Here is a 19,032-nt window from a genome sequence, read left to right on the forward strand (position 1 = left end):
AGTATTTCTACAAGCGGGTATGAAGTTTTCATCGAAGATTTTCGCGATTAATTCAATTTTTAGCAAGTAGAAAGATTTCGTATTTTTATCCCGCCTGCAGAAATACCCAACCGTTATCTGTAATCCACAAAAATGAGATATAAAATAAAATATATCAAATGTTTCTAAAAAAGATATTGCTTTTAAGTTTTTTTCTATTTCTTTTAAGTTGTAATAAAAATGACGAATTAAAAGAAATAATAAGTATTAATAGCCATAACGATACATCACATAAATTGACTAAAGAAAAGTCTGTGATTTATTTTAGAAGTTATTCTTTTACTGAAGAAGACACTGTTGATACTTTGAGAATTACTTTGAATCATGAAGATTGGCAGACAATTAATAATTCTTATTTCAAAAATGGAATCAATGATTTTAAGAATAATGAAAAATATATCGGAACAATTACAAATTCGATTGATTTTCCTGAAAAATATATATTGAAAACAAATTCAAAAGTTTTAAACATAACTTATAATTATTTTTTTAATGATGAAAGCACTAAAATTAATAAGGTGGAAACTGAAAAATTTGTAAAATTTTTGAGAACGTGTGATTCTTTAATTGTAATGAAAAAAATAAAAGTTGAGGAAACAAAGGACTCCAGATAACATGTGCAATCCCCCTACCATGAAAAACAGTTGAGTTTTCGTGCTAACGAAGAAAATAATCCCACCCAAAAGCAATTTTTTTTACCTTTATACTGCTCCTTGTAAAGACCGGTTTAAACAATGGTGTCTCAGAACCCCTGTGCAATCAAGGTAAGGTTGTGTAAAAGCCTTTGGTAGTAATATCTTTGGCGGTGTTAGAGTTAAATGGTGAGTCTTGCTACGGCAGACATCCCGATCAGAATAATTCCAAATCTCAAAGACACAATCCCTGGAGTTTTCATTGTTTAACTTTTAAAAATTTGTATCATGGAAAAAAATCAAATTTCATTAGAAGTAGTTCATCCAAATGCAGCTGGAATTGATATTGGAAGCAGAAGTCACTGGGTGGCGGTAGGTCAGAATGCCGAAGATGTAAAAGAATTTGGAGTGTACAGTCAAGATCAGTTCGAGATGTGTGACTGGCTTCGTAAAAAAGGAGTTTGCTCCATTGCGATGGAAAGTACGGGAACTTATTGGCAAAACTTATTTTCCACCCTTGTGGGACAAGGTTTTGAGGTCATACTGGTGAATGGCAGACAGACCAAAAACATCAAAGGCAAAAAAACCGATATCAAGGACTGCCAATGGATACAGAAGTTGCATTCCCTTGGTTTGCTTTCTGCCAGTTTTCTACCAGACTCTGATACCGATACGCTACGCACTTATTCACGACACAGACAAAACCTGCTCAACCAAAATGCCTCCTGTATTAAGAGAATGCAAAAATACCTGCGGTTGATGAATATGCGTTTGGAAGTCGTAGTCCGAGATATTGTCGGTCTTACTGGCTCCTCTATTATTGAAGCTTTTTTAAACGGAGAGCACCAAGGTGAAAATCTCGCCAAATTGCGTCATTACAACTGCCGCAAATCTGAAGAAGAGATTGCTAAAGCCTTACAGTTTAATGGTCGAAAAGATTATCTTTTCGCTTTACAACAGGAATGGAATTTACAACAACAAATTGAGGATACGGATGTTCAAATTGATCAATTATTGAAAGAATTAATTGATAATGACCATCATAAAAAACAACACTTCATTGAAAAAAAAAGCACAAACGAAAAAATAAAAATGGTTTAGCACAAACAGATATGAATCTTCTCTCTTATCAATATTTTGAGGGGATTGATTTAATGGCAGTTGAAGGAACTAATGAAGGCTTAATTATGGCCATCATGAGTGAAATTGGTTTGGAAGGAGTCCGAAAGTTTCCGACAGCCAAGCAATTTACCGCATAGCTCAGGTTGGCTCCCAACAACAAAATAAGCGGTGGAAAGGTCTTGTCTCATCACATTCCAAAAGGCAGTTCAAGACTAAAAATTGCTTTTCGAAACACGGCCAATGCAATAGGGAATCTGAAAGAAGGCTGGCTGGTTGACTTCTTCAAGAGGATCAATTATAAAAAAGGACGAGCCACTGCTGTAACTGCCTTGGCCAGAAAACTGGCGGTCATTATTTGGAATATGCTGGTAAAAGGTCAGAATTACAATCCACCCACTCAATACCTTTTCCTTGACGAAAAAAGAAAGATGGGAATGGTAAAGAGGATTCAAAAACAAATTACTAAATTTGGTTTGACTAATGAAGATCTAAGTTTTATAACCAACTGATTTTCAATAAATAAAATTAACATTAGTCAGAATCTTAAAACAAACCATTGCTAAAAGAAAATTAAAGAAATGCTATCGACAATTATTCTCACCATTCTGCTTTTCTTACTTCCAATCATTTTCGTTGTAATATCGGAAAGAGTTTTAAGGAGTTTTAATCTAAAGGATATTGTAAAAACTCTAAATAAATCCTTTCTTGTTCAAGTTAGTCTGTGTTTACTTTTATTTCTAATTGTTTGGTCGCTTAATCTAAAATATTCAAGTCAAGATTCTAATATTCTTGAAAACACTCTTATTGAAACTTTATATAATTTTTCTGTAATAGGAATTTTCTATTATTTACCACCATTAATGATTCTTAACTTGATTACTAAATCGTGGGAAAAACAGCAGGATAAATTTGAATTAATTGAAAAAAACAAACAAAAAGACTGCAGGTAATAAGGGTAACCATTGACAAGCAAGTTAAGAGAGATTGGTTTTTTGGTGATAAATTCCAAGTACTTCTTGAAATTATAAGGGAGAACCGCCATCAAAATGTTATTGATGTTTTTTAATTAAACATCTAGCAAGTATTAAATTTTGTACTTTTATCGACCAATAGAAATGGCATACAGTTAAAGTTTCAAAACACAATATTTTAATAAAAAAATAGAAAACATCTTTCACAACACTTAATGAACTACATTCAATCTATTTTGCGAAGTTTAGGACAGGTCATGTTCCAAAACAATAGTTATTCAGGTCTTTTATTTTTAATTGGGATCTTTTACAATTCCGCAATTTTAGGTGCAGCAGCAGTTTTAGGAACCATAATTAGTATAGGTACTGCTCAGATTTTTAAATATTCAACTGAGGATATTCAAAATGGACTTTATGGGTTAAATGGTGCACTAACCGGAATTGCGATGTGGTATTTTTTTGGTTTTACCACGACAACGTTCTTTGCTTTAATCATTGGTTCCGCATTGACAACTCCTCTCTATTATTATTTAAAAAAAATAATTCCCCCTTTCACCGCTCCGTTTATTATCATCAGCTGGATCGCAATGTACCTGCTGTTGCTCATTCTTAAAGTTCCATTTCTATCTTCCACTACTCCGCCTGAACAAACTTTTAATTTCCTGTTTGTTTCAGCAAAAAGTTTTGGACAAGTAATGTTTCAGGATAATACCATAACTGGTTTGCTTTTTCTTCTTGCAATTTTAGTAAACTCTAAACGTTCGGCTGTTTATGGGCTTTATGCAGCGATTTTAGGTTCTCTATTTGGATTAATTCTTAAAGAACCTTTTTCTGTTATTAATGCTGGACTTATGGGATATAATGCGATCCTTTGTGCGATTGCATTAGCGGACGAAAAACGAAACTCCTTTTTTTGGATTTCAATCGCCACCATGATCTCTGTAATTTTAAATGTAGGATTTTCAAAATTGGGCATTATTGCCCTTACTGCTCCATTTGTTCTAAGCACCTGGATAATTTTAAAACTAAAACTTCACAAAAGACAGCCAGCAACATCTTATTCCTAAACATAGAATTGCATTACTGGAAATAGCGGTTTTAAGGAATGTAAATTTTTTGTACTAAAAGTAACATTCTGAATCCTTCTGTAATCTTACAAAAAATCACCTTTAATAAGTTATTTTCTTGCGAGATAGAAAAAGAAGTTCTATTTTTGCACCTCGAAATAATTAACAATTTTAATTAACATTATGAACAATTACGAAACTGTTTTCATTTTAACTCCCGTTCTATCTGACGCACAGGTGGAGGAAGCAGTAAAAAAATTCGAAGACTTATTGACTTCAAACAATTGCGAAATCGTTGCCAAAGAAAACTGGGGACTAAAAAAATTGGCGTATCCAATTCAATTAAAAAAGAATGGATTCTACACTTTGATCGAATTCAAAGGTGAAGGAACTGTAGTAGCAGATTTAGAACTTGCTTACAAGCGTGACGAGAGAGTGATCCGTTACCTTACTACAAAACTTGACAAACATGCGATCGAGTATGCAGTAACAAGAAGAACGAAAGTGAAAACTGCGAAAGTTTAATTTTAACCCTCAAAACAAAGAAAGACATGGCAATAGATGATATGGCTAAACAAGCCTCAGCAGGTGGTGAATCAGAAGTGAGATTCTTAACTCCACTAGACATTAACACAAAATCTGATAAAAAATACTGTAGATTCAAAAAATTCGGAATCAAGCATGTTGATTATAAAGATGCAAACTTCCTTCTTCAGTTCGTAAACGAACAAGGTAAAATTTTACCAAGAAGATACACAGGAACTTCTTTGAAATACCAAAGAAAAGTATCTGCAGCGATTAAAAGAGCGAGACACTTGGCAATGATGCCTTATGTTGCGGATCTTTTGAAATAAGACCAAAAAGATAAAAGAATAAAAAAGGAAACTTAATCAGATTAAGTTTCTTTTTTAAAACTTTTGTTGCTGATTTATAAAATTAATTCTAACGATTTTTAAAGAAAAAGAATAATACTCTTTTCTTCTAAAACAAAAACGGACAACAACAATGGACATTATCCTAAAAAAAGACGTAGAAAACTTAGGTTTAGAGTTTGATACAGTAAGTGTAAAACCAGGTTATGCAAGAAACTTCTTGTTACCACAAGGGTTAGCACTTTTAGCTACACCAAAAAACAAAGCAGATCTAGCAGCAACTCTTGAAGCTAGAAAAGACGTAGAAGCTAAATTAGTAGCGGCTGCAAATGCAATTGTTGAACAATTGAAAAAAACCAATATCACTATTGCAACTAAAGTTGGATCAGGTGACAAATTATTTGGATCAATCAACAACGCAAACCTTTCTGAAGAATTATCTAAAGTAGGGGTACAAGTTGATAAAAAATACATCAAAATCCCTGGGAACAATATTAAGAGAACTGGTAAATTCAGTGCTATAATTAGACTTCACAGAGAGGTAGAATACAACTACGAATTCGAAGTTGTTTCTGATGCGCCACCAGTGGTAGAAGCACCTAAACCAGTTGCTAAACCAAAAGCAGTTGAACCTACAGAAGAAACTCCAGCTGAAGAAGCATAAGAGTTTTTCTAAATATTTAAATCCGTTATCTTTTTGATAGCGGATTTTTTTTGTTTTATAGAGAGATAGGATGTGGGGATTAGGTTGTAGGTTTTAGTTGATGGTATTAGGCGGATAGTAATGGAAGATAGTCAATAGGCAATAGTCAATAGTCAATAGTCAATTTAGAAAAGAACGTGGAAAATAATTGTTTTGCCTAACCTTGTCAAGGTTTTAAACCTTGACAAGGTTCATACTGCTGTCACCAAAACAAACAGAGGAAGCAACTAACTTTACGTTAATCTTTTATTTAATGTAATTGTTTCTATTAAAATTCTTGTTCCTTTAATGTGAGATACATTTGTCATTAATATTTAGAATCCAAGTAACGAACTGAAAATTAAAATCCTTGTTCTTTTCAACCGCAAACTGAAGATGCACTGATTTCATCAAAGAAGATTAAATAAAAGAAGTAAATGACACAAAAGACAAATAAAACAAAAAGATATTCAAAACGGTAGAAGTATTATTTCATCATGCTTTTACAAACTTTTGATTTGCTTATTTTAAGTAAAACTTTTGCCTCTTTTGCGGTTTAAAGACCGTTACTTATTGTAATCTTTTTAAGATAGAAGCACAAAAAAACTTCAGGAATAATCCTGAAGTTTTGGTTTTATAAAAATGGAATGTCCTTATTAATTTTAATATTTTCCTGCTGGAGTTTTTACATTTCCTAAAATATCTGGGAAGTAATAATCGGCAAGATGTTCGAACTCATCGCCACGCATAAACATACTCGCATCAACCTCTTCGTATTTTGTTCTACCTGCGGCTCCAATTAACTCGTTACAGGTACGCAATGTGTTTTTGTGGAAGTGGTATACACGCTCGCTCTTATCGGTAACATCTAAACCTTTGATCAACATTTTATCCTGAGTGGCTACTCCGGTCGGACAAGTATTAGAATTACATCTAAGTGCCTGAATACAACCTAAGGCAAACATAAATCCACGTGCGTTGTTACACATATCTGCGCCCATTGCAATCGCTCTCAAGATATCGAGAGAAGTCAATACTTTACCACTTGCAATTACTTTCAATTTATCTCTAACATTAAAGTTGCTTAGGGTTCTATTAACAAACATTAATGCAGGTTCTAAAGGCATTCCTACTCCATCTGAAAATTCTGGTGGTGCGGCTCCTGTTCCTCCTTCTGCTCCATCTACGGTAATAAAATCCGGATAGATTTTCAACACATTCATCTGTGCACAAATATCTTCGAATTCTTTGGTATCACCGATACACAATTTAAATCCAACTGGTTTTCCATCAGAAAGTTCTCTTAATTGCTGAACGAATTTCAACAACCCCGCGGCATCAGAAAAGGCTGAATGTGAGGGCGGAGAAATAATAGTCATTCCTGGTTGTACGTGGCGAATTGCGGCAATTTCCGGCGTATTTTTAGAACCTGGTAAAACACCACCATGTCCTGGTTTTGCTCCCTGAGAGATTTTAATTTCAATCATTTTCACGGCCGGAAGGGAAACATTTTTCTTGAAAATTTCTGGCGAGAAACGACCATGGTCATCTCTACAACCGAAATATCCGGTACCGATTTGCCAGCAAAGGTCACCTCCTTCTAAGTGATAAGGTGAAATCCCACCTTCCCCAGTGTTATGAAAAAAGCCTCCTTTTTTTGCACCACGGTTCAAAGCCATTTGAGCGCGGTCACTTAATGATCCGAAACTCATCGCCGAGATATTAAAAAGAGAAGCACTATACTTTTGCGTACACTGATCACCACCTACCAAAACTCTTGGCAATTCTTCACCCGGAGATTTTGCATAGATGGAATGTTTTATTCCTTCATATTTTCTATTATTAATTTCGAGTTGTGTTCCGAAAGGTACAGTGTCACTAATATTTTTTGCTCTTCTGTAAGCAGCAGAACGTTCATTTCGCGGAAAAGGTTTACCATCAGTTTCTCTTTCGATGAAATATTGCTGCATCTCTGGCGAAATCTCTTCAAAAAAATATCTAAAATAACCCAGCACCGGAAAGTTACGAAGAATGGCATGCTTCGTCTGAAAACTGTTATAAAGTCCCAGTAAATAAATACAAGTAAGTAGAATCGGAATCCAATAATGGGTCTTGATTAATATCGAAATTGCCCATGTAACCACCAAAAGTACGATTCCCCACCTGATGAATTTTTCTCTCATTATAAATCTTTTATTATTTGCCCAAAAATAATAATAATAAGTGGACAAAAAAAACCGCTTTCATTAATTTTGAAAACGGTTTGATAGGTAATTTCTATTTTACTTCCACCAAGTAATTTTTGTGGTCTTTACTTGCTCAGAATCAGTACCGATCATGATATTAAAGTCGCCAGACTCCCAGTCATATTTCAGTGCATTATTATAAAATTTAAGGTCTTCTGGAGAGATGTTAAAGGTGACTTTTTTGGATTCCCCTTTCTTTAAAAACACTTTTTGAAAGCCCTTTAATTCTTTTACTGGTCTGGTAATACTTCCCACAATATCCCTAATGTACAACTGCACCACTTCTGCTCCGTCATAATTCCCAGTATTGGTAAGTGTAACTGATGCCTGAATGGTTTGATTGCCTTTCGGATTAAGATTAGAAACAGTAATATCTGAATAATTAAACTGCGTATAACTTAAACCGAAACCAAATGGATAAAGCGGTGTGTTGCATTCATCCATAAAATTAGAACGGAATCGGTGATATTCACATTTATCGGTTTCTTCCTGACTCAAAGGTCTACCGGTATTTTTGTGATTATAATAAAGTGGAACCTGTCCTAAACTTCTTGGGAAAGTCATTGTTAATTTACCCGACGGATTTACTTTTCCGAAAAGCACATCTGTAATTGCATTTCCTGCTTCTGTTCCTGGAAACCACACATTTAAAATAGCGTCTGGCATATCTTTAATGTTAGTTAAAGCCAAAGGTCTTCCGGTGAAAAGTACCATTGCAATTGGTTTACCGGTTTTCTTTAATTCTATTAATAAATCAACCTGAGACTGTGGAATATCAATGTTTGCTCTGGAAGAAGATTCGCCGCTCATCTCGGCAGATTCTCCGATGGCCAGAATAATAACATCTGACTGATTCGCAATTGAAACTGCTTCTTTAAGCAACTCCTCTTTGGAACGCGAATCGCGGTCTGTTAACTTTCCGTGTGCAGCGTAGATGTTTTCTAACTTTTCACTGTAGTCAATGTTTGCTCCCTTTGCAGAAAGGAATTTCACTTGCTTTCCTAGATTATCCTGTAGTCCTTTCATCAAAGAAACGGAGTTGGCATGTTTAGCACCTACACTCCAGGTTCCAGCCATATTCAATGCGTTATTAACCAATGGTCCAATTACAGCCACAGTTCCTGATTTTTTTAATGGTAAAACCTGATTCTCATTTTTCATCAAAACCATCGATTGTGCAGCAGTGTTACGGGCAATATTTCTATTTTCCATACTGTACACTTCTTTGGCTGCTAATTTAGCGTCACCATATCGGTAAGGATTTTCAAATAATCCTAAATCATATTTTGCTTCTAAAATCCTTCTGGCAGCCATATCGATTGAGGCTTGAGTTACTTTTCCTTCTGCTAATGATTTTTTTAATGTTTTCAAAAAACCTTCGCCCACCATATCCATATCGATTCCGGCGTTGAGTGCCATTGCAGAAGCTTGTTGTAAATCACCCACTCCATGATCGGTCATTTCATTAATACCGGTATAATCGGTTACAATAAACCCATCAAATCCCCACATTTTTCTTAAGACATCAGTCTGAAGCCATTTATTTCCTGTTGCCGGGATGCCGTCAACTTCATTAAAAGAGGCCATAACTGTTCCTACTCCAGCATCTACTGCTGCTTTATAGGGCGGGAAATATTCATTAAACATTCTGAGGTGACTCATATCAACCGTGTTATAATCCCGACCTGCTTCTCCTGCGCCATATAATGCAAAATGTTTAACACATGCCAAAATAGTGTTGCTCAAAGAAAGATCTTTTCCCTGGTAACCATACACCATTGCTTTTGCAATTTCACTTCCTAAATATGGATCTTCACCAGAACCTTCAGAAACCCTGCCCCATCTTGGTTCACGGGAAATGTCAGTCATTGGAGAGAACGTCCAGGAAATCCCGTCAGAGGTTGCTTCTTTGGCGGCAACTCTGGCCGAATGCTGGATTAAATCCATATCCCAAGAAGAAGATAATCCTAAGGGAATTGGGAAATTAGTTTCATAACCGTGAATAACATCCATTCCAAAAATGAGAGGAATTTTTAAACGGCTTTTTTCAACTGCGATTTTTTGTACGGCTCTAATTTTATCGGCGCCTTTAATATTGAAAAGTCCACCGACCAAACCTTCTTCTATTTTTTTTCCAATGTCAGAATTTTGGGCTTGCCCTGTGGTGAAGTCACCTGCACTTGGCAAATTGAGTTGTCCGATTTTTTCGTCGAGGGTCATCTTTGCTAAAAGCGCATCAACGAAAACTTTTTTCTTGGCTTTATATTGCGCAGTTTGGTAAGACTGCACTGGCTTAGAGACCATTTCCTGTGCCTGAGTCAAAGGCGTGAATGCCAATGCTGCAGCGATTAAAACTAATTTTTTCATTTTAATTTCTTTTTATTTCTTTACTATATTTTTCTTTTGAGTGAGCATCCACTCATATAATTTCGGATTAGAATAGGTAGAATCCCAGGAGTTGTGATTATCATCTGGGAAAATGGTGAGTTCTACATTTTTATTCACTTTTTTAATTTCCTGATAAATTTCGATGGAATTCATCGGCGAAACAATATCATCATTTCCACCGTGATAAATCTTCATTGGCAAATCCTTGTATTGGGAAACTCTTACTTTCATCAATCGGTCAATAGGAGCGCAAACTGGAACAACTGCTGAAAAAAGCTCAGGGTGTTCCATGGCTAATTTTAATGTTCCCCAACCACCCATGGATAAACCGGTGAGCATAATTCGGGAATCATCAATTTGATATTTTTCCTGGATTTCTTTAATTAAATAATAAACCGCCTCAGTATCCCACCACACCTCTTTCGGACATTGCGGTGCTAAAATAGCGACGGGTTCAGGAAATAAATTCTTGTAGGTAAAAGGACTATGTGCTTTTACCAATTCCAAATCATTTCCTCTTTCACCAGAGCCATGGAGGAAAACCATCAACGGAACTTTTCCTTTCGCATTTTCTGGATAGTCTAAAATATAAGAAATCCTCTGCTCTTTTTTGACTTCCTTCTTCAGTTCGGCTTTAATTTCCTGTGCATTTCCCATCAATGAAAATAGAGGAATTGCCAGTAACAGATATTTGAATTTCATGTGTATTTCATTTATTTTAAACTCTATTTAGAAAGTTTAAGTTAGTGCTTACTAATTTACAGAAACGTAATATTAAGCATTTTTTTTATTGTCTCAAAATTGGAAAATAGAATTTTATAAAGAATGCTTGCTCGATTTAAAATCAAGTTTCTTTAAACCCGCTTTAATTTCGGGGGCATTCATAAATAGATTCCAAATGAGTCCTGTTCTGTAATTTTCGATCATGGGCGAAATAGTTCCCTGATCAATTGCCAAATACCGAGGCGTAAACCAGTTATCGTAATTTATAGAAGTTGCATCATAAGGACCCGCAGAACCAATGAATTCTGGTTTTTCATTATACAAAAACCTCAAAAAATCCATGGATTCTTTCGGAGTATAAGGAAAACTACTCAACGCCGCAGTTGGAGTAATAACGCCATGATCATTCTTCGGATTATGCGCGGTATATCCTACCGAACCATCTTGGTTTCTGGTATAACCTGCAGAAAGTCCCCAATAATTAGGGCCGTATCCTTTCCAATGCTTAGGATTTTCTACACAATATTCATAATCGATCAGCACATGATTTCTATTCAAATCAAAATAATTTTTAATATATCGGTCAGACAATCCTGTTGGATCTAAACCGAGATAAGAATACTGCGCCCAGAAAAGTGGTCCACCATATTCTTCGGCACCATTATGTTTCACGTAAAGTGGCAAGTTGTATTTTGTATTGGTTGTTAGGTATTCTCCATTTCGCGTAAAACCATTGTAGTAGGTTTCCGCATCGATGGAATGCGTTGGGGAAGATGCTGCTAAAATATAAGTGATTAAAGTTTCATCATATCCTTTCAAAGGGAAGTTCATATCCCAACCATACGTTGGCGACCAATGCCAATAGAGCACTTTTTCACCACCCTTGGTGTACCAATTCCACTCGACTCCTCTCCAGAGGTCATCCATTTTTTGGGCGAGGATTTTTTCTTCTTGATTTCCATTTTTAAAGTATTCCCGCACCGAAATAATTCCCTGCACTAAAAAAGCAGTTTCAACTAAATCTCCCCCATTGTCTTTTTTACCAAAAGGAACCGTTTTGCCTGTTTCACCATTGATCCAATGCGACCACGCACCATGATGACGATCGGATTTCGCCAGAAAATCTGCCATTGTGGTTAGTCTTTTCACTGCTTCTTTCCGTGGAATAAACTTTCTTTCGACACCAACCAGAATGGTCATCATCCCAAATCCTGACCCTCCGGTGGTAATTACATTTTTATCATTTTGCGGATAAATTCCGTCCTCGTGGTAACGTTCTCTGCCTAACATAGAATTCGGTTCAGCATAATCCCAAAAATACTTTAAGGCATCTTTTTGAACTCGATTCATTAAAACCTCATCTGCATTACTAATCAAATGACTGTCATTTGATTTACGAACGGTCTGTGTAGTTTCACACGACATTAAAAACATTACAGCAACTCCGGCAAGGAGCATCACTTTCTTCATATCTATTTTTTAATTTTTAAAACCCATGTTGGGTTGAATGAAATCCTAATTTAATTAAACCTTGCTTAATATCTGGAGCATTCATAAATAAATTCCAGAGAAAAGCAGATTTGTTATTTTCAATCATAGGAGAAATTGTTCCCTGATCAATTGCTAAATATCTTGGGGTAACCCAATTATAATGTACTGAATACGCATCATAAGGTCCTGCTATGCCAATATATTTTGAATAATTTTCGTTGTATAAAAACCTTAAATAATTCATGCTTTCTGTTGGGACGTAGCCAATGCTCGATATCGCAGCAGTTGGAGAAATAACGCCTAAATCATTATTGGGTTGATGCGCAGAGTACCCTGTAGAACCATCTGCATTTCGGCTATAACTAGCGGTTAACCCCCAGTTTTTGGCACTGTAGCCATTCCAACCTTTTGGATTTTCGATGGAATATTGGTTCATAATTTTAGCATGATTCTTCGTAGCATCACCATAATTCACATATTCATCTGTAAGTCCACGCGGATCTAAACCGAGGAAAGAATAGTGTGAAAAGAACATTGGACCTACCGTTCCGTTGGCACCATTGTGATTGACGATTAAAGGAATCCCATATTGTGATCCAGAAGTTTTAATGCTTCCGTTTCTCGCCCAGCCTTGTTGGTAAACAGATTTATCAATCGAATAATTGGGAGATGCTGCTGCCAAAATATAAGTCATGATGGTTTCATCATAACCCTGAATTTTAAGATTCATTTGAAAATCATAATTTGGCGACCAATGCCAATACAAAACGTTTTGACCTTGGGTGTACCAATTCCATTCTACACCTTTCCAAAGAGCGTCTGCTTTTTGGGACAGTGCTAATTCTTCTGCTACTGTAGAAGTTTTAAAGTATTCTCGTACACAAATTAAACCTTCAACAAGAAATGCTGTTTCTACTAAATCTCCTCCATTATCCATTGTTCCGAAAGGAATCACTTTTCCATTATTCCCATTAATCCAATGAGACCAAGCGCCATGAAATCGATCGGCATTTTGTAAGAAATTAAGAGAAGTTGTTAATCTGGAGACGGCTTCTGCGCGAGGAATATATCCATTTTTAATGGCTACCAGAAGCGTCATTAAACCAAAACCAGATCCGCCCGTTGTAACGGTTGCGGCATCGGTTCCGGGATTGTCGGTATGGTACCGTTCTCTGGCTAACTTTGAATTGACCTCAGCGTAATCCCAGAAATATTTAGTGACTTCCTTTTGAGTCATTTCTATAATTTGGGGATCGGTGTAAACCGTTGTGACTGGCGGTTCAGTAGTGCCGCCGCCAATAGGAGTTCCCCCACTTTTAGGTGGTGAATCGCGCGAACATGCAACAATTAAAAATGAACCTGCGAGTAAATGGATTATTTTTTTCATTTGATTCTATATGAAAAGAGCCACCTTTCGATGGCTCTATTATGAGATTATCTATTGTCTTTTTCCAGTTTGTATAATGCAGAAACATCTGCACTTTTCAATGGAACGTTGTAGATTCTAAATTCATCTAACATTCCAGTAAAACTGGTCGCCCAATCTTGAGGTGAACCATTGTTCAGTGGCGGATTAGTATCAAACTGATGTGTTCCAATGACCACTTTGCCATTCGTCCCCATCATTTGAATTGCACCGTATCCAGAAGCACCGTTTGGATTATCGATTCCACCTGGGTCGTTAGCAAACCAAGGTGCAGAACCTGTGAGTCCTTCTGCTGGAGCATAAGCGTAACCAGTAAGATTAGCCGCCGGTTCACCATTCAGGTAAGCACTTACTTTACTAACCGTTGGATCGTAAGCAATGGTTACATAAATCCATTTATTTTTGCTGCCATCGATATTCATCATTACACTTTGGCCACCCCAAGCGACACCAGGTCTGCCGTTCTCTACTGAAAGTTTTAAACGGATTCGATCGGGATTTGCGTTGTCGGGATTCTCAATAAATAAATTAATACCTCCCCAAAACTCTGTTGGTCTTACGATTGAGAAAATTCCCTGAGCACCTTTTCCCTGACCTGGAGTTGCAGGATCTACCGTGTTCGCACTTTTCATCCAGAAGGAAAAAGTAAAGGCGCTTAGACCTGTAATTGCTGAAGAAACATCTGCAACTGCATATCTTTTCTGAGAATCGGAACCGTTGTAAGCATTTCCTTTTGCACCAACGCCAAATTGAACATTAGTTCCGACAGCATTGGTCATATTGGTACGGCTGTCGTTTAGATTATTTTCAAAACTAAGTTTGGTTACGAGATTTGCAGCAGCAATATCATCTGAATTTTCATAGCCACCAATTGGTGCATAAGGCACTGGCAGATTATCCCGATCGATACTGTCTTCACAACTCTGCGCAAGAGTACCCATTAATAATGCTACCCCTATATATTTTATTAAAGTTCTATTTTTCATATTGACTATTTTTTTTGAAAATTAATAGTTAGGATTTTGTGCAGATAAACCTTTGGCTTCTGAAATAAAACTACTTGGCAAAGGAAAGACTTCATGTTTCCCTACAATAAAGGTTTTTCCGTCTGCTGCCATGGCTGCTTGTGCCTGACCTGTTCTTACCAAATCAAACCAGCGATCATGTTCTAAAGCTAATTCTAATCTTCTTTCTTTCCAAATTGCAGTTCTCACATCAACTTGCGAAACTGCTGTTGTATTGGCTAATCCTGCTCTATTTCTAACTTGATTTAAGAAAGGAATTGCTGCAGCAGTTTGACCTAATTCATTCAGTGCTTCTGCTTTCATTAATAAAACTTCAGCATATCTTAAATATCTGATATTGGCATCTGAATAATCGTCACCAGAATAATTAGAAGAATATACTTTATAATTATAGAAAGGATTTTCTACTGTTGCAGGAACTACTCTACCATCATATAACGTGGAGTTTCTAAAAATAATTGTTGCATCTCTTCTTTCGGTATCCCCTTCAGCATTAAATGCATCAACTAAATTCTGAGACGGAGTTGCAAAACCCCAGCCCCAACCACCGGCGCCACGAGCACCTTGGGTTTGAGAATATTGTTGAATACCTGGCTGACCAGGACCACCTTTTCCTTGGATTTCAAAAATAGATTCTTGATTGTTTTCGCCGGAAACTTTGTAAATATCTGCGAAGTTAGGAGTTAATGAATACCCTGTAACTAAATTACAATTGTCAACCACTTTTTGCCAATTCTTTTGGTAAAGATTTACTTTCGCCAAAAGTGCATAAGCAGCACCTTTTGAAGCACGACCTTTGTTTGCAGCAGAATACGAATTTTTATCTGGCAAAGCAGCAATGGCATCATTCAAATCATTCATAATAAAGTTATAAACTTCATCTTTAGATTTTCTGGTCAACAACATTGTTCGGTCTGCTTCATTTCCCGCGGTTGGTACATGATCTACAATTGGAACCCCACCGAAAGATCTCACTAAAGTAAAATAGGAAAATGCACGCAGAAATTTCGCTTCACCAGCCAATCTGTTTTTAAGATCCGAATTAGCGTTGGTAAGCAAAGGTAAATAAGACAAGGCCTGATTAGATCGGTTGATCGCCTGATAATGACCTTGCCAAACATCTTGAAAAGAGCCAGCAGTTGCAGTAAAGTTGAGTGCATCTAATAAATCTTTGTCACCTCCGGTATCACCAGGTGAGGACCCTTTATCTGCTTCATCTGAAGCGATGGTTGTGACCCCAATCCAGGAAAATGAACTGATATTCCAATCTAAATATTTGGCATAAATCGCAGAAACAAAACTTTCGGCACCGGCATCGTTATTTAGCAAAGAAAGATCGTCGGTTGAAATTGCTTCTGTAGGTTTTACATCTAAAAAATCATTACGGCAACTCTGAGTAGAGAGGGAGAACAAAAGTAATGATGATATTATTATTATTTTCTTATTCATTTTTTTAAATTTTAAAATTTCAAGTTTAATCCTAATACAAAAGATCTTAAAGTTGGATAAGCATCTAACTCAATACCTGTTAAACCATAAGGATCACCGTTTCCATTGAGTTCAGGAGAAAATCCACTAAACTTTTGTGTAATAAATGGATTAACTGCGCTTACATAAATTCTTAAAGAAGATAAATAATCAACTGGTTTAAGTAAGGTATACCCCAATGCAATATTATTAATTCTAAAGAAATCACCTGATTCTAAATAATAGTTAGAAGCAATTGGCACTGCATTGAAAGGTGCAGGATTCGCAGAACCAGTATTGGTGCTGCTGTAGAAATCGGTTGCTAAACTGTATTCAACGTTTTCCCCAGAGAAACGCTGTGCTTTTTTACCATTATACACTTTTGATCCAAATGTTCCGTAGCCATTTAAAGATAAATCAATATGTTTATATTTTAGACCTACATTAACCCCATACGTAGAAGTTGGCATATAAGAACCAAAAAACTTACGATCATTTAAATCATCAGCACCCATTTTTCCATTTCCATTGGTATCTACGTAAGTGAATTTTCCGTTAGCATCAATCCCACTTACTTCCCATAACCAAAAACTACCTAATGGTTGACCAACTGCGATATCATTAAGCAACTTGGTATACTGACCATTTCCTAAACCGCCTCCTCTAATAGGACTCACATTTTCATCTGACAGTTTGTTTAAGTTGTTTTTGTTGTGTGAATAGTTTCCACTTAGGTTATAACTCCAGTCTTCATTGATTTTATCATCCCAACTAAGCATTACTTCGAAACCTTTGTTTGTTACTTCTCCTAAATGTGCGAACCCATTTTGTGAAATTCCAGAAGTTGAAACTGGAACCATTGCTAAAATAATGTTCTTGGTAACTCTGTTATATAAATCTACAGAACCTTTTAGTCTTCTATTTGCCATTTCGAAATCTAGACCCGCACTTGATTCTTCCGTGATTTCCCAAGAAAGATTAGGGTCATAAATTTTATCTAAAGTTGTTCCGTTAGAAATTGCATTCCCACCGAAAGCATAATTATAACGATCTCCGCTTGCAAATGGTAAATAATTGGTTGGGATATTCTGATTTCCTAATTTACCCCATCCACCTCTTAATTTTAATAGGTTCAAAAAAGAAACATCTTTCAGGAAGGATTCTTCTGAAACAACCCAGCCTGCACCGAATGCAGGGAAAGTTCCCCATTTTTGACCATCTGCAAACTGTGACGAACCATCTCTTCTAATCGTTGCAGTCAATAAATATCTGTTCATTAATTTATACTGTGCTCTGGCAAAATATGAATTAGTCGTATTTTTATTACCATTAACACTGTTTAAAGAGATCAGTTGATCCAAATAATTGGTTCCTGCTAAATCCCAGTAATTGCTGTTAAGAACCATATTTTTCCGCTTCATCGTTAATGAGTTTTCCCCATCTCTAACTGCTGCTTCTGTTCCTATTGTGGCTTCAACATCATGAACTCCGAATTTCTTTGCGTAGGTTAAATAATTAGTTAAACTCCAGTTAAAGTAATCGGTTTTCGTATTCGATAAAGTATTCACATTATCCGTTGGTTTGTAATTCGCTGCTATTCTGGTAGGATCAGCTGCTAACCAAATACTCAACAAATCTGCATAGTTGTAACTTTTAAAATTATAGTATTCTCCCGAGAATTGAGAAGTAAACTTAAGATTCTTCATTAAATTAAGATCTAATTTTAAACCTCCCTGCAATTGCATTGATTTCTGTTTTTCATTAAAGAAATTGAGTTGTGCAACAGGGTTTCCTACGTTGTTAAAGGAAGATCCAGTTGGCGATGCAAAACCATTTGCACCAACATACGAAACTCCGTATTGCCCGCTAGGAAAATAAACCGGTACAATTGGTGACTGTTTGTAAGCCGCAGTAAATGCACTTAGCGGTTTTGGAGAAACATTGGTAAAAGCAACTGATAAGGTTTGGGTCAATACAATTCCTTTGGTTACTTTAAATTCATTGTTCGTTCTAACCGTGCTTCTGTTATAATCTGAACCGTTCAGAATTGACTTTTCATCATAATTTCCTAAACTCAAGAAATACTTTGCGTTTTCAGATGATCCTGATAAAGATAAGTTATGTTGATTATAGGTTCCAGTTCTTGTTATCTCTTCAAACCAATCGGTATTAATGGGTTGATCCTGAGAAAATTTCGTAGTGCCTAAAGCAGTATTGGTATAATAGGAAAATAGATTACTTCCCGCCATTTTCACTTTTTTCAATGGCATTCTTACTCCTGTCAAACCATCATATTCTACGGATATGCCTTTACCTTTTCCAGATTTTGTAGTAATAATGATTACTCCATTTGCCGCTCTGTTACCGTAAATTGCCAATGCAGATGCATCTTTCAAAACATCATACGTTAAAATATCATTGGAGTTGATATTATTAATATTGTCGGCAAAAAGACCATCGACTACATATAATGGATTTCTACCACTCAGCGCAGTACCCAATCCTCTAATAATAACAGATGGGGTTGAACCAGGTAAATCAGATGCAATTACAGTAACCCCGGCGGCTTTACCTTGGATTGCCTGCGTTGCGTTTAAAACTTTGGTTTTGGTTAATTCCTCTGCGTTGATGGAACTTATCGCAGTCGTATTATCGACTTTTTTTCTGGTTCCATAACCGATCATCACCACCTCCTCAATTTGTTGTTCTTTGATTGCGGTGTCCTTTCGGGCTTCCTGTCCGCTTACATTAATACCAAAGTATAGTGCAGCGATTAAGCAAGGAAACTTTAGATTACTGTTTTTCATATATAAAGTTTTATCTATTATTTATTTGAAACTACTTATTGTTCATCGTCGTTTTTGTAGTGTACCAAAGTTAA

General features: G+C 36.2%; 16 protein-coding genes. 8 read left to right on the plus strand and 8 right to left on the minus strand.

All coding sequences use genetic code 11. From position 1 onward, the window contains the following. Positions 1-275: 275 nt before the first annotated feature. From PUH65_RS03785 to rplI, 8 genes are all read left to right on the plus strand, one after another. The gene (locus PUH65_RS03785) at positions 276-653 is read left to right on the plus strand and encodes a hypothetical protein (RefSeq protein ID WP_305532367.1); all 378 of its coding nucleotides are present in this window, start codon (positions 276-278) and stop codon (positions 651-653) included. Between the two features lie 306 nt (positions 654-959). Beyond that, entirely contained in the window at positions 960-1,772 is an 813-nt protein-coding gene (locus PUH65_RS03790; protein ID WP_305518420.1) for a transposase, read from the plus strand. Between the two features lie 11 nt (positions 1,773-1,783). Continuing rightward, the gene (locus PUH65_RS03795; protein WP_305518421.1) at positions 1,784-1,930 is read left to right on the plus strand and encodes a hypothetical protein; all 147 of its coding nucleotides are present in this window, start codon (positions 1,784-1,786) and stop codon (positions 1,928-1,930) included. Between the two features lie 6 nt (positions 1,931-1,936). Beyond that, positions 1,937-2,302 carry a hypothetical protein gene (locus PUH65_RS03800; protein ID WP_305518422.1) on the plus strand — a complete coding sequence of 122 codons (366 nt, stop codon included), beginning with the start codon at positions 1,937-1,939 and terminating at the stop codon, positions 2,300-2,302. Positions 2,303-2,979: 677 nt separating this feature from the next. Further along, entirely contained in the window at positions 2,980-3,831 is an 852-nt protein-coding gene (locus PUH65_RS03805; protein WP_305518423.1) for an urea transporter, read from the plus strand. Positions 3,832-4,014: 183 nt separating this feature from the next. Beyond that, complete coding sequence (rpsF, locus tag PUH65_RS03810) at positions 4,015-4,356, plus strand: 30S ribosomal protein S6 (RefSeq protein ID WP_034720398.1); 342 nt, start codon at positions 4,015-4,017, stop codon at positions 4,354-4,356. A gap of 26 nt (positions 4,357-4,382) precedes the next feature. After that, complete coding sequence (gene rpsR, locus PUH65_RS03815) at positions 4,383-4,685, plus strand: 30S ribosomal protein S18 (protein WP_305518424.1); 303 nt, start codon at positions 4,383-4,385, stop codon at positions 4,683-4,685. Positions 4,686-4,836: 151 nt separating this feature from the next. Beyond that, positions 4,837-5,367 carry a 50S ribosomal protein L9 gene (gene rplI, locus PUH65_RS03820; RefSeq protein ID WP_305518425.1) on the plus strand — a complete coding sequence of 177 codons (531 nt, stop codon included), beginning with the start codon at positions 4,837-4,839 and terminating at the stop codon, positions 5,365-5,367. A gap of 680 nt (positions 5,368-6,047) precedes the next feature. Here rplI and PUH65_RS03825 read toward each other — a convergent pair. From PUH65_RS03825 to PUH65_RS03860, 8 genes are all read right to left on the minus strand, one after another. Then, complete coding sequence (locus tag PUH65_RS03825) at positions 6,048-7,568, minus strand: FMN-binding glutamate synthase family protein (RefSeq protein WP_305518426.1); 1,521 nt, start codon at positions 7,566-7,568, stop codon at positions 6,048-6,050. 99 nt (positions 7,569-7,667) lie between these two features. Beyond that, positions 7,668-9,998, minus strand: coding sequence for a beta-glucosidase BglX (gene bglX, locus PUH65_RS03830; RefSeq protein ID WP_305518427.1), 2,331 nt, complete (start codon positions 9,996-9,998; stop codon positions 7,668-7,670). A 12-nt stretch (positions 9,999-10,010) separates the two neighbouring features. Next, positions 10,011-10,721, minus strand: coding sequence for a prolyl oligopeptidase family serine peptidase (locus PUH65_RS03835; protein ID WP_305518428.1), 711 nt, complete (start codon positions 10,719-10,721; stop codon positions 10,011-10,013). Positions 10,722-10,835: 114 nt separating this feature from the next. Beyond that, positions 10,836-12,212 (minus strand): glucoamylase family protein, encoded by a 1,377-nt coding sequence (locus tag PUH65_RS03840; RefSeq protein WP_305518429.1) that lies wholly within the window; start codon positions 12,210-12,212, stop codon positions 10,836-10,838. 16 nt (positions 12,213-12,228) lie between these two features. Next, positions 12,229-13,620 carry a glucoamylase family protein gene (locus PUH65_RS03845; RefSeq protein ID WP_305518431.1) on the minus strand — a complete coding sequence of 464 codons (1,392 nt, stop codon included), beginning with the start codon at positions 13,618-13,620 and terminating at the stop codon, positions 12,229-12,231. Between the two features lie 47 nt (positions 13,621-13,667). After that, a complete protein-coding gene (locus PUH65_RS03850; RefSeq protein ID WP_305518432.1) occupies positions 13,668-14,645 on the minus strand; it encodes a LamG-like jellyroll fold domain-containing protein in 978 nt (325 codons plus the stop codon). A 21-nt stretch (positions 14,646-14,666) separates the two neighbouring features. After that, positions 14,667-16,133: a RagB/SusD family nutrient uptake outer membrane protein gene (locus PUH65_RS03855; protein ID WP_305518433.1), complete on the minus strand. Its 1,467-nt coding sequence runs from the start codon at positions 16,131-16,133 to the stop codon at positions 14,667-14,669. Between the two features lie 11 nt (positions 16,134-16,144). Then, on the minus strand, positions 16,145-18,958 hold the full coding sequence (locus PUH65_RS03860) for a SusC/RagA family TonB-linked outer membrane protein (RefSeq protein ID WP_305518434.1): 2,814 nt from the start codon (positions 18,956-18,958) through the stop codon (positions 16,145-16,147). Between the last annotated feature and the right edge of the window lie 74 nt (positions 18,959-19,032).

The sequence above is a fragment of the Kaistella sp. SH40-3 genome (genome assembly GCF_030686865.1).
Classification (GTDB): domain Bacteria; phylum Bacteroidota; class Bacteroidia; order Flavobacteriales; family Weeksellaceae; genus Kaistella.